14 protein-coding genes (1 of these 14 running past the window's edge) are annotated in these 11,229 nt (G+C 40.0%); 7 read left to right on the top strand and 7 right to left on the bottom strand.

The window, feature by feature from the left end; translation table 11 throughout:
• The first annotated feature begins 107 nt into the window (after positions 1–107).
• From comD to J2743_RS10440, 6 genes are all read left to right on the top strand, one after another.
• Positions 108–599 (top strand): sulfopyruvate decarboxylase subunit alpha, encoded by a 492-nt coding sequence (comD, locus tag J2743_RS10415; protein ID WP_209626953.1) that lies wholly within the window; start codon positions 108–110, stop codon positions 597–599.
• Positions 600–671: 72 nt separating this feature from the next.
• Positions 672–1,262: a sulfopyruvate decarboxylase subunit beta gene (gene comE, locus J2743_RS10420; protein WP_209626955.1), complete on the top strand. Its 591-nt coding sequence runs from the start codon at positions 672–674 to the stop codon at positions 1,260–1,262.
• A gap of 522 nt (positions 1,263–1,784) precedes the next feature.
• Positions 1,785–2,756, top strand: a complete 972-nt coding sequence (locus J2743_RS10425; RefSeq protein WP_209626957.1) for a type I restriction endonuclease — start codon at positions 1,785–1,787, stop codon at positions 2,754–2,756.
• A 71-nt stretch (positions 2,757–2,827) separates the two neighbouring features.
• Positions 2,828–3,556 carry a potassium channel family protein gene (locus J2743_RS10430; RefSeq protein WP_209626959.1) on the top strand — a complete coding sequence of 243 codons (729 nt, stop codon included), beginning with the start codon at positions 2,828–2,830 and terminating at the stop codon, positions 3,554–3,556.
• A 111-nt stretch (positions 3,557–3,667) separates the two neighbouring features.
• A complete protein-coding gene (locus J2743_RS10435) occupies positions 3,668–4,591 on the top strand; it encodes an ABC transporter ATP-binding protein (protein ID WP_209626961.1) in 924 nt (307 codons plus the stop codon).
• A complete protein-coding gene (locus tag J2743_RS10440; RefSeq protein WP_209626963.1) occupies positions 4,592–5,347 on the top strand; it encodes an ABC transporter permease in 756 nt (251 codons plus the stop codon). It begins immediately after the preceding gene.
• A 52-nt stretch (positions 5,348–5,399) separates the two neighbouring features.
• On the opposite strand, the gene J2743_RS10445 is transcribed toward J2743_RS10440, so the two are convergent.
• The 7 genes from J2743_RS10445 to J2743_RS10475 all read right to left on the bottom strand — a co-directional run bounded on the left by J2743_RS10445 (position 5,400) and on the right by J2743_RS10475 (position 11,018).
• Positions 5,400–5,909 carry a nitroreductase family protein gene (locus J2743_RS10445; protein ID WP_209626965.1) on the bottom strand — a complete coding sequence of 170 codons (510 nt, stop codon included), beginning with the start codon at positions 5,907–5,909 and terminating at the stop codon, positions 5,400–5,402.
• Positions 5,910–6,006: 97 nt separating this feature from the next.
• Positions 6,007–7,161 carry an aldo/keto reductase gene (locus tag J2743_RS10450; protein ID WP_209626967.1) on the bottom strand — a complete coding sequence of 385 codons (1,155 nt, stop codon included), beginning with the start codon at positions 7,159–7,161 and terminating at the stop codon, positions 6,007–6,009.
• A gap of 53 nt (positions 7,162–7,214) precedes the next feature.
• On the bottom strand, positions 7,215–7,502 hold the full coding sequence (gene hisE / locus J2743_RS10455) for a phosphoribosyl-ATP diphosphatase (RefSeq protein WP_209626969.1): 288 nt from the start codon (positions 7,500–7,502) through the stop codon (positions 7,215–7,217).
• Positions 7,499–8,305 carry a CBS domain-containing ParB/RepB/Spo0J family partition protein gene (locus J2743_RS10460; protein ID WP_209626971.1) on the bottom strand — a complete coding sequence of 269 codons (807 nt, stop codon included), beginning with the start codon at positions 8,303–8,305 and terminating at the stop codon, positions 7,499–7,501. Before J2743_RS10460 ends, hisE begins: the two co-directional genes overlap by 4 nt.
• Positions 8,305–8,553: a DUF504 domain-containing protein gene (locus J2743_RS10465; protein WP_209626973.1), complete on the bottom strand. Its 249-nt coding sequence runs from the start codon at positions 8,551–8,553 to the stop codon at positions 8,305–8,307. Before J2743_RS10465 ends, J2743_RS10460 begins: the two co-directional genes overlap by 1 nt.
• Positions 8,554–8,610: 57 nt before the next feature.
• Positions 8,611–9,972, bottom strand: coding sequence for an Asp-tRNA(Asn)/Glu-tRNA(Gln) amidotransferase subunit GatB (gatB, locus tag J2743_RS10470; protein ID WP_209626975.1), 1,362 nt, complete (start codon positions 9,970–9,972; stop codon positions 8,611–8,613).
• A gap of 38 nt (positions 9,973–10,010) precedes the next feature.
• Positions 10,011–11,018, bottom strand: a complete 1,008-nt coding sequence (locus J2743_RS10475) for a radical SAM protein (RefSeq protein ID WP_209626977.1) — start codon at positions 11,016–11,018, stop codon at positions 10,011–10,013.
• Between the two features lie 77 nt (positions 11,019–11,095).
• On the opposite strand from J2743_RS10475, the gene J2743_RS10480 reads away from it, so the two are divergent.
• Positions 11,096–11,229, top strand: the 5' end (the start) of a protein-coding gene (locus tag J2743_RS10480; RefSeq protein WP_209626980.1) for an AbiTii domain-containing protein. It continues 838 nt past the right edge of the window; only the first 134 of its 972 coding nucleotides appear in the window; its start codon is at positions 11,096–11,098; its stop codon lies off the right edge, out of view.

Below are 11,229 nucleotides of genomic sequence, written 5' to 3' on the forward strand. Positions count from 1 at the left end.
AATTAACGTGCAAATTTAGGTAGGATTGTAATATGGTTTCATCAAGTTTATTAGAATAGTTCAATAAAGATTTGATAGATAACAAAATTTCATAAAAGTGTTTAAAAATGGACAGTAGCAAAGCAGTCTATCAGGGACTTAAAAAGGCAGGGATCGATTTTGTGGTGAGCATGCCCTGTGTGAACCTGGGAAAACTCCTGGAGATGGTTGACTGTGACCCTGATATCATCCATGTTCCGGTGACCCGGGAAGAGGAGGGTTTTGGTATTGCAGCCGGGGCCTACATGGGGGGCAGGCGGCCGGCCATGCTAATGCAGAATTCTGGACTGGGAAACTCGGTGAATGTACTGGCATCCCTGTACAGCCTTTACAAGTTACCTATTCTTATGATTATGAGTCACCGGGGTACTGAAGGTGAACCTATATGTGCACAGGTACCCATGGGAGAAGCCACCCCTAAACTCCTGGATGCACTAGAAATCGCATACATCCATCCTCAAACTCCTGAGGAAGCCCTTAAAGTTATACCTGAGTCGTGGCTCCTGTCAGAGCTCGGGGGTGCGCCTCTGGGAATATTACTGGACATCAGTTTCTGGTAAATAGGATTAAACGTAACAGATAAAGATGGAATGAAAATCAATTAAAAAGGAATCAGAGAGGAGACATATATAATGGAAAAGATCAAAGCCCTGGAACAGATTGCAAACCAACTAGAAGAGGAACTGGTGATCTGTAACATTGGATTTCCCTCCAGGGAGCTTTATAGTGTGAAAGACTCCCCCACACATTTCTACATGCTGGGATCAATGGGAATGGCTTCCTCCATTGGCCTGGGACTGGCCATGTCCCAGGAAGAAAAAGGAAACGGAAAAAGAGAAGGAGAAGGAGGAAGAAAAGTGGTGGTCTTTGATGGTGATGGGTCCGTCCTGATGAACCTGGGCAGCCTGGTAACCATTGCCAACCAGAAACCCAAAAATTTCATCCTGGTGGTGCTGGATAACGAATGTTACGGCAGTACTGGCAGCCAGTGCACCTACGCATCCACAACTGACCTTAAAAAGGTGGCTGAAAGTGTGGGATTCCAGAACACATTCTTATTTGCAGAATCCGAAGATAAAATTGATTTTACACAAGTCCTGGAAACAGAAGGCCCAGTTTTTGTCCATGTCAAGGTCAAACCAGGCAATGCAGATGTTCCCATAATTCCCCTGGAGCCTGAAGAGATTAAGGAACGGTTTATGGGGGAAGTTCAGCGAGTATAAAAATTAAAATAAAATTATACAAGTTGAATTAAATAAAAAAGAGTGATTTATGCTTATTTATAATTATCATCATTTGTCACCCAATTATAAATATTAAAAAAGGATTTTTACTTCTCACACACTCTTAAACTCTTATTTTAAAGAACAAAACCAGATATAGTAAATGATATGTGGGTGATAAACTATGCAAGAGAAGAATATCTTCCAGGACATGAACAAAGAGGAAGCCGAGGAATATATCAAGGAATGTTTAGGCAATTTTTAGAAGGCACAGAAAAAGAGTAAATAGTGCAATTTTGGGGGTTCACCATGTTGATCCCTCAAAATTTAATTTAAAATTTAATAGGTCTCGTTTTTTCTAGTTTGAATAGTAATATTTACATGGTGTTTTTTATATTTAAAAAAAATATACTATAACAAGAAATTGATGGGGGTTTTTAGTTGGTTGAGTTGAATGATCTATCTTCTATTATAAAAGAACAAGTAAAGCATATTGAAACGGAAGAAGCTACAAAAACAGCATTGATTCTGCCTTTTCTTCAAGCATTAGGTTATAATATTTTTGATCCTACTGAAGTTATACCTGAGTTCATATCTGATGTGGGGGCCAAACAGCGTGAAAAAGTTGATTATGCTTTGATGGTTGATGGAAAACCTATGATTCTTATAGAATGCAAATCTCATGATGTTGATATTGATAAAATCGGTGTTGATCAACTTGTAAGATATTTCATACTAACCGAGGCTCGTTTTGGTGTTTTAACTAATGGAATCATTTACAAATTCTATACGGACAGCGAAAAAGCTAACGTTATGGATCCTAAACCATTCCTAGAAGTTGACATGCGAAAATTAACAGACGCAACCACCAAGGAACTTGAAAAATTCTCTAAAAATTCATTCAACGTTGACAAAATCTTAAACCGTGTAAACGAGTTAAAATACAATTTAGAGATTAAAAAAATCTTTGAAAACGACTTAGAATATCCTTCTGATGATTTTATCAGATACTTTGCAAGACAAGTTTATGGTGGAGTGATAACTGCAAATATTAAAAAACAATTCTCACCCATCGTGAAGAATGCTTTAAACCAATACATAAACGACCACACAAATGAACTACTAAAAACAACTTTAGATAGGCATTCTGATGAAAGTAAAGGTTTAGTGCCAGAGAAGGAAGAAAAAGAAAGTAGAATCATCACTACTGAAGAAGAAATAGAAGGCTTCTATATTGTCAGGGCCATACTATCTGAAATAATAGACATCGACAGAGTGGCAATGCGTGATAAAATCAGTTACTGTGGAATACTATTAGACGATAACAACCGCAAACCCATCTGCAGGTTTAATTTTAAAGAATATAATAAAATCGTCACAATACTTGATGATGACCGTAACGAAGAAAGAATCGCAATCAACTCTGTAGGGGAACTGTACGGTATTTCAGACAAATTAAAAGCCAGAGTGTTCTCCATGGAGCGGAAAAAATAAATCTTCAACAGTTTTTAATTTTTCCAACTCATACTTTCTTTTTAATAACCTTATGTTGGGTGGGGAATGTAATGAAGGAAAGAATAAGCGAATTAATTGAAGGAACTATTTTAATTTTAATTATAGTAGATATTGTTCTACTTACTTCTTTGTTTTTCGTTAATGTAAGCCCTCAAATTTACAACTTAATAGTTTATTTCGATTTAATTGTTGTTTTAATTTTAATTCCAGAATTTTTATATCGTTTATGGAAATCTCCAGACAAAAAACAGTTCCTCCGTGAAAATTGGACTGATATACTAGGGATGATTCCAGAAATTCTAGTAGGACCCATCAGCACAATCTTCAGATATTTCCGACTAATACGACTAGTAAAGATTTTTGGTCTTTTCAAGAAAGAAATTAGACAGTTTATTAATATTTTGCATAAAACAGGAATTGATCGAGGAATATTAATTGTTTTCCTAATATTAGTGGTAAGTGCTACATTGTTATTCTTTTTTGAATTTGGAATCAATGAAAATATAAACAGCTTTGACGACGCCTTCTGGTATTTGTTAGTGACAATAACAACAGTTGGTTATGGAGATATATATCCCATCACAATACAAGGCCGCGTGATTGGTTTTGTAATAATGGTCACTGGAATAGGTTTTGTAAGTTTTATAACAGCAGCAATTACTTCAAGATTTGTTAAAAGCACAGAACATAAAGAATTCAATGAAGTTAGTGAAAAATTAGATAAAATACAATCCGAATTAAATGAATTAAAAGAAATTATTAAAAAAATAAATAATTAAATGGTAATAATTCAAAAAAGTGAACTTAGCAAGAATATTGCCTTGTCATTTATTTATCCTAATGCATCAAACGATCCATATTTGAATACACCACTAAACTGGGTTCAAATCATGAAACATGTAATTCAGGTTCAAAATCTGACAAAAAGGTATGGGAAACTCACAGCAGTTGACCATATTAACTTTGAGGTTGAGAGAGGGGAGATATTCGGATTTTTGGGTCCTAACGGTGCTGGGAAAACCACCACCCTAAGGATGTTAACCGGTATCATTCAACCTGATGAAGGAGTAGCAAATATTTTAGGATTCAACATTCAAAAGGAACCTCTAAAAGCAAAACAGAATATAGGAGTGGTTCCTGAGACATCCAATGCTTATGTTGACCTTTCTGCCTGGCAAAATATGATGTTAATGTCCGAACTCTATGGAATCCCCAGAAAAAAGGCCGAAGAAAGGGCTAAAAGTCTTTTAGAAAGGTTAAATCTTTATCACCGCAAAGATGATAAGGTCAAGGGATTTTCCAAGGGCATGAAACAAAGACTGATCCTCTGCATGGCTCTGGTGAATGATCCCATCTTAGTCTTTCTGGATGAACCCACCTCTGGCCTTGATGTTGCCAGCAGACAGTTAATCCGGGAAATTCTTCAGAAATTTCCAGATCAGGGAAAAACAATCTTTTTAACCACACATAACATGAATGAAGCCAACCATCTCTGTGACAGAGTGGCCATCATCAACCAGGGCAAAATTGCAGCCATTGATCGTCCTGAAAAGCTTAAAAAGACTGTTAAGAAGCTGAAATCCGTTGAGGTGAGCTTTGACAGGACTGTAGATATTCAGAGTTTATCAGAGATATCCCACATCAAGGAACTGAAAAAAGAAGGAGATAAATTCATAGTATACACTGATAATGTCAACGGCCTGATTCATTCCCTCACCAATTTCGCGGGTTTAAATGGGTTGAAGATAGTGACTTTAAACACACGGGATCCTTCCCTGGAAGAAGTTTTCGTAGAACTAACAGGTGAGGCTTAAATGCAGATAAACCAATTTCTGGATCAGTTCAAACGTTCCCTGGGAGTTATGAAAAAAGATATCCGGATATACTATTTAAAGGGGCCAGTGGTTATATTCGGATTTTTAATGCCACTATTCCTGTTTTTAGCCTTTTTCATTGGTAGCAGAGATTTATCCATTGATTTTCTAATATCAGGTTTAATAACCATGACGGTATTTTTCACTGCCACTGCTGTTTCTCCGGTGATCGCACCCTGGGAAGCTCAGGTGCAAACCCTGGAAAGATTAATATCAGCCCCTATCTCCATCACAACACTCATTTTTGGTGACATGCTGGCATCTTTTATATTTGGAATTATAATCCCCATCTTACCCATTGCCATAAGTTTAGCCATGGGTGTGAATATAATCCAGCCCATCATCCTTTTATTAGGGATACTTCTGGCTACTGCCTGTTTTTCATCCTTTGGTTTGATATTATCTTCACCACCAGCTAATGCACCTTCCAATGTCATGATGATCTCATCCCTGGTCCGTTTTCCCCTGGTATTTCTCAGCGGTATATTCATACCCATAGAACAAATGCCATATTGGGGGAAGATAATAGCCTCATTTTTTCCTTTAACCTACCTCGCAGATCTAACCAGATATTCTATAAACGGGGCGAATTACTACCCAATTCAAGTAGATTTCGTAGTCATCATATTTTTTACGATTCTGTTCTTCTTTTTAGCAGTTCAACTGCATAAAAGAACAATATACAAAAGAATATAATTGATTTGACAATGTTTTGGTAATTGATTTGATAATGTTTCGGGTTTATTTTTTACCACTCTTCATAATGTACCAGTTCATCCAATTCTTTCCTACTTTTAGGTCCAAGTTCATCAGCAGGATATCCCAATGGTGTGAACAGTAATGGCTCCACATTTTCCGGTATTTTGAGAATCTCCTTGGCTGCTTCTGCATCGAAGGCTGCTATCCAGCAGGTTCCCAGTCCCAGATCAGCAGCTTGCATTATGAGGTGGTCCATGGCTATGGTGACATCCACATCCACATAGTTACGACCATCCCGACGCGTCCATGACTCCGACTTCACACTGCAGGCACAAATAACCAGTGGTGCCTCCGAAAACCAGTCCCCATGATAAATACGTTTCATTTGGTCTTTTTTCCCCTGGGTTTTCACTACTATTAAACGGAAGGGCTGTTTATTGGCTGCTGTGGGTGCCAGGCGTGCTGCCTCCAGCACTGCCTCCAGTTTTTCATCCTCAACTGGTCGGGACTGGTAGTTGCGTACACTGTATCGTTCCTGAATTAAATCCTTAAATTCCATCTTATAGCCTCCTAAATTGGTAAATATTCTACTTCATGAACATTTTATGATTATAATACCCGAATCATCATTTTGTAATTGAATGAGTATCCTATGGTCAATTCCCAAATTTACGTGCCACTTGTTTTAATTTTTCCCTGATAGATATGTGCTGTGAACATAATTCTTCACATAATCCACATTCCAAACAGTTCCCTGCTCTTTCTGTGTCCTTCAGCATGAAGTAGTACTGGTTTTTAACTTCTGTGTCATCCTCTAGCATTGCTGCCTGGTTCAGGTAACTTAAACTTTGGGGAATGTTAATCCCACTGGGGCAGGGCATACAGTAACCACATCTACTGCAATCTACCACCATCCTGCCCTGGTATACTTCCTTCACCTCTTCCATCAATTTTCTTTCCTTGGAAGTTAATGAATTGGGCAGCCCATCTTCTGCAGTTAGTAAATTCTCCCTGAGCTGTTCCATAGTGGTCATTCCACTTAACACCGTGCTGATCTCAGGTATATCCCATAGGTAACGCAGAGCCCATTCAGCTGGTTTCCTCTGGATTGGAGAACTATCCCATATCTCCTTCACCTCGGGTGGGATGTGTTCAGCCAGAACACCTCCTTTAAGGGGTTCCATAACTGCCACTCCCATGCCCTGGTCTGTAGCATATTGGAGACCTTCCTTACCTGCCTGGATATTCTCATCCAGGTAGTTGTACTGTATCATGCACATGTCCCACTGGTAGGAATCCACCACTTCCTTGAAAAAACCGATTTCATCGTGTGATGAGAATCCCACATATTTGATCCTTCCATCTGCCCGGGCCGAGTCCAAAAATTCGAAGATCCCCAGTATATCCAGATTAAACCAGTTTTTCTCCTTTACAGAGTGTAGAAGGTAGAAATCTATTTGATCGGTTTTTAAGCGTTTTAACTGTTCATCCAGGTATCTGTCCATGTCTCCCTCATCTTCCAGGAGCCAGGTGGGTAGTTTAGTGGATAAATAAACTTCATCACACCTATCGTTTTCTGTGAAATATTCTCCCAAGAATAGTTCACTGGCCCCTCCCTCAGCATTGCTAAGACCATGGTAGGGGTAAGCTGTGTCCACATAGTTTATTCCCTGATCCAAAGCATAATCCAGTAACTGTGTTGCTTTTTCAGTATCGATCCGGTCATAACTGCCTAAAGTTGGCAATCGCATGCATCCCATACCCAGTATGGATATTTTTTCCTGGATAGAACCCATATCACGGTAAAGCATTATAATAAAACCTCATTATCATATCCCCAGTAAAATAATAAAATGAAAAGTAGTTAACCCCTTCTTCTTCCAAACTCGTCATATAATTCGTCAAGTTCCACTCCTTTATACACAAGGAGCAGTAGGGTGTGGAATATGAGATCGACAGCTTCCGGTACCAGGTTTTCATCATTTTTAGAGGCGATGATGAATTCTGCGGCTTCTTCACCCACCTTTTCCAGGATCTTATCCTCTGCCTGTTTATCGTCATCCTGCATGAGGTGGGATGTGTAGGAATCAATGGGTGAATTTCGTCTTTCTTCTAAAACCTGGTAAACTTCTCTGATGATTTGGTCACTCATTTTTTAATCTCCTTATCCAGTTCCTTGTGCAGTGGACCTGTTATGGCTATAAGGGGGTGTTGTGCATCGTCGATGACCTCAATATCTTCAAATGAGAAAATACCCTCCTTATCAGCGGTTTTTTCCATTCCCAACTTGATATCCTGATCCAGAGTTATCACATATGAGTCAATTTCATCATAGCCTAATTTACGAGCAGCAACTGTCCGGTGATGACCATCCACTAATACAAAACGGTTCCCAGTCTTTACCACTATGGTGGGTTCTGCCAATCCTCTCTCCAGTTCGTAGGTACGACCCTGGAGTTCGTCAGCATAGACCTTGTTCTGGGTGGGTCTGAGTTTATTAATAGGCACTTTCTCATGAACCAACCTGGTCCTAATGTTATAAAGCTGTTCTAATGTTTTTTTAAAGTAACGAACCTTCATGGGAGTGGATCGTTCAATATGGGAGCGTACTATGTCTGTGTTAGTGATAATGCCCACCAGATTACCCTTTTCATCCATGACTGGTAATCGGGAGACTCCCATACGAAACATTACCCTGGAAGCATCATTAAGGGACATGGATTGGGCTGCCACCACCACATCAGTGGACATTATATCCTTAACCTCATGCACCCATGGTTTGAGCAGTAAATCAAAGGCAGTGATCATGCCTATAACTTCTCCATTGGTTTTAACTGGGAATCCATCGTGCCCAGTTTGTTTCATGAGCTGGATCACTTCTGCATTAGGGGTGTCTGGGGTGACAGTTATAACTTCCCGGGTCATGTAATCCTTAACCAGAGTGGATGTGGTCATCAGGAACCTCCTTTTTTAATATTTTTTTTCCAAATTAACATGTTATCGCATTCTATTTTAATTATACGATGATAGGGAATCATTGATCCATCAATCATTACCATGAATCCTCTTTCTAAACCCTGAATATCTGTTGCTGGGATGGTTTTAAGGTTTCCTTTAGGCCCTCGGTGTGAATAAGTGACTTGACATTTACTGATATCCTTCTCAGGGTGCCATGTTAACAAGTCCAGGATTCTCTTGGCCATAGGGTTCCCAAACCCCCATTAGCTTAATTTGATTTAAAATTTTTGTAGTTTATTTGTTTATTTTTGTGCCTTAAGTTCTTCCTGAACCATCTGATTGGTCCGGGTAGGGTCGGCTTTTCCACGGGTTATGCGCATCACTTGACCCACCAGAAAGTTTAAGGCCTTGGATTTACCTTCAAAATAATCAGAAACAGCAGCAGGGTTCTCCTGGATTGCTTGTTTCACTGCCACAAGTACGGTGTCATCTTCCACCACACCTACCAATCCCATTTCCTCAGCAATGAGACCTGGCATTTTAGAGTTGTTGGGTAGCTGTTCAATGATCCTCTGCCCTGCCTTGGTGGTTATCTTCTTATCCTGCAGCATCTTCAAGAGTTCCACCAGTTGAACTGTGGTTATTTCACTATCTTTATAGGTGAGTTTGTTATAGGAAAGTACTCTTTTGAGTTCATCCCGCATCCAAAGTGCAGCAAATTCAGGATCAACCTCTTTAGCAACTTCTTCAAAGGCATCGGCCAGTTCCAGTTCAGAGGTGATGACTTGAGCATGGTCTTTTTTGATGCCGTACTCTGTTGTGAACCGTTCTGTTTTAATATGGGCGGGTTCCGGCATTTTTTCACGGATAAACTCTACTTTTTCTTTTTCAGCGATCATTGGCGGTAAATCCGGGTCAGGTATGTACCTGTAGTCCTCTGCTTCCTCTTTAAGTCTCATAGGTACAGTTATCATCTGAGATTCGAGGAATGCGCGGGTTTCCTGTTTTATTTCAATACCTCTCTTCAGGAGGTTCTTTTGACGCACCAGTTCGAACTGTAATGCCTTGTAAGCCCCTTTAATAGAGTTCACATTCTTGATCTCAGCCCGTTTACCTCCTTCCAGGGAGATGTTCACATCGGCCCGCATGGTACCCTCACCACGGGCACTTCCACTGTATTCTAACACCCTGATAAGCTCACGTAAGAACCGACGGGCTTCCTCTGGTGAAGTCATGTCTGGTTCAGTTACGATCTCGATTAATGGTATTCCTGACCTATTAAAGTCAACTATGCCCATGTCTGGCTTGTATTGACCAGGATCTTCTTCCAGGTGCACCTCTCTGATACGAACACCATTTAAGTCCCCCTCGTATCCTATGGGGATTGAAGTTCTTTGATATCCTGAAGATAGATCTGGATAGTCGTAGTGTTTCCTCATGAAGTAGGTTACCTCTGGGCTGATCTTACATCCTAACATTAGGGCGATCATAACTGCCCCGTCCAGGGCTGCCTGGTTTGGGGGGTATGGTTTGGCTCCTGGCTGGTTTAAACAGACGTAACATATGTTGGTGTTGGGAGCTGCCTCCTGATAGTTAGTGTGACATGTGCAAAACAGTTTTGATTCTGTTTCTAGTTGAACGTGGATTTCTAATCCGCATTTCATTTTAATGATTATTCCTCCTAAAATAACGAGTGAAAAATTTAAACCTTATACTCTGTTTTATTATTAAGACAACTTGAGATATATCTTTTTAGGAATGGTTCCAGTCCACTTTTAGGACTTTCACCCTCCAGACAATCAAGATCTGTAAAGGTCCCCACAAGTTTCCTACCAGCCCATTGAACCTCTTCTTCTACTCTTCTGCCCTGCCTGGTTCCGAACATCTTGAATAATGGGAATTTGGTGATTCCATTAGCCCCGGCCAGGATTAATGGTCCAATATTGGCCAGGTTATCCACCCAGGTTCCAGTGATAATCTCTAACTTGGGAAACTGTATCCTGGTGGCTGCTACTGTGCCTGCATAATAGAGAGATGCTGGTTGGGGGGTATGTGCATAGGGTGTGTCTGGGTGAGGGTTGAGGGAGTAAAATATGACCCGATCTATTTCCAGATCTTCAATCATCTGAAAAAGATACTGAAGGTCTTCCGGTGTTTCTCCCAATCCTATGATAATGGTTATGGCTTTTTTAAATCCCAGATTCCCTGCTTCAGTGAGCATGCCGGTTATGTCTTCTAAGGGTTTGCTGGGGCATATCCTACGGTGAAGTTGTGGGTTGGCCACCTCCACTGCTCCGGTCACACCGATGACTTCTTCCCCATAGGCCTCCAGTTCACTGGTTATTCCCACATTGAGCCATACAGAGTTATCAGTTATCTGGTAGATGTCCTGGGCTATTTTTTTTATCTCAGAGGTGGTGAATGCACCGTATCCTCCCGATAAAAATTCTATGTTCCATCCCATACGGCGGACCATTTCTGCCTCGGCCAGGATGGATTCCACCCTGCGACGGGCTTTTTTAGGATCCCTGATGAGGGGCTTCTGGGAGGACATGTAACAGAAGCTGCAATCTCCCTTATCACACCACCATGACAGGAATATGGCCCTTTCCAGGGTGATATTATTGCCATGTTCTTTGAGGGTGGTCTGGTTGGCTTCCTTGAGAAGATCCAGGATTTCTTTGTTTTTTATTTTTTGGATGAGATTCATGTCAGTAATTCCTGATAAAATTACTTTAAATATAATTAAATGTTATTTAATACTAAAAATTGACTAAGATGATTTAAATGCCAATAAATGATAAAATATTGGAACTAATACAAGAAGCTTTTGATGATCTTGAAAATCCAGAAGTTCCTTTAAGCAGCGTTATAAGAAAAACTATTCGCATTGCTAATTTAATTAATGATGAAGAAGCTAA

Source organism: Methanobacterium petrolearium (genome assembly GCF_017873625.1).
In the GTDB taxonomy this organism is placed as follows: domain Archaea; phylum Methanobacteriota; class Methanobacteria; order Methanobacteriales; family Methanobacteriaceae; genus Methanobacterium; species Methanobacterium petrolearium.

Coding starts and splice junctions, on each gene's coding strand:
- J2743_RS10445 (WP_209626965.1), bottom strand. CDS start 5,909: ATGGAATTTAAGGATTTAATTCAGGAACGATACAGTGTACGCAACTAC.
- comD (WP_209626953.1), top strand. CDS start 108: ATGGACAGTAGCAAAGCAGTCTATCAGGGACTTAAAAAGGCAGGGATC.
- J2743_RS10450 (WP_209626967.1), bottom strand. CDS start 7,161: ATGCTTTACCGTGATATGGGTTCTATCCAGGAAAAAATATCCATACTG.
- hisE (WP_209626969.1), bottom strand. CDS start 7,502: ATGAGTGACCAAATCATCAGAGAAGTTTACCAGGTTTTAGAAGAAAGA.
- J2743_RS10435 (WP_209626961.1), top strand. CDS start 3,668: ATGAAACATGTAATTCAGGTTCAAAATCTGACAAAAAGGTATGGGAAA.
- J2743_RS10430 (WP_209626959.1), top strand. CDS start 2,828: ATGAAGGAAAGAATAAGCGAATTAATTGAAGGAACTATTTTAATTTTA.
- gatB (WP_209626975.1), bottom strand. CDS start 9,972: ATGAAATGCGGATTAGAAATCCACGTTCAACTAGAAACAGAATCAAAA.
- J2743_RS10475 (WP_209626977.1), bottom strand. CDS start 11,018: ATGAATCTCATCCAAAAAATAAAAAACAAAGAAATCCTGGATCTTCTC.
- J2743_RS10460 (WP_209626971.1), bottom strand. CDS start 8,305: ATGACCACATCCACTCTGGTTAAGGATTACATGACCCGGGAAGTTATA.
- J2743_RS10440 (WP_209626963.1), top strand. CDS start 4,592: ATGCAGATAAACCAATTTCTGGATCAGTTCAAACGTTCCCTGGGAGTT.
- comE (WP_209626955.1), top strand. CDS start 672: ATGGAAAAGATCAAAGCCCTGGAACAGATTGCAAACCAACTAGAAGAG.
- J2743_RS10465 (WP_209626973.1), bottom strand. CDS start 8,553: ATGGCCAAGAGAATCCTGGACTTGTTAACATGGCACCCTGAGAAGGAT.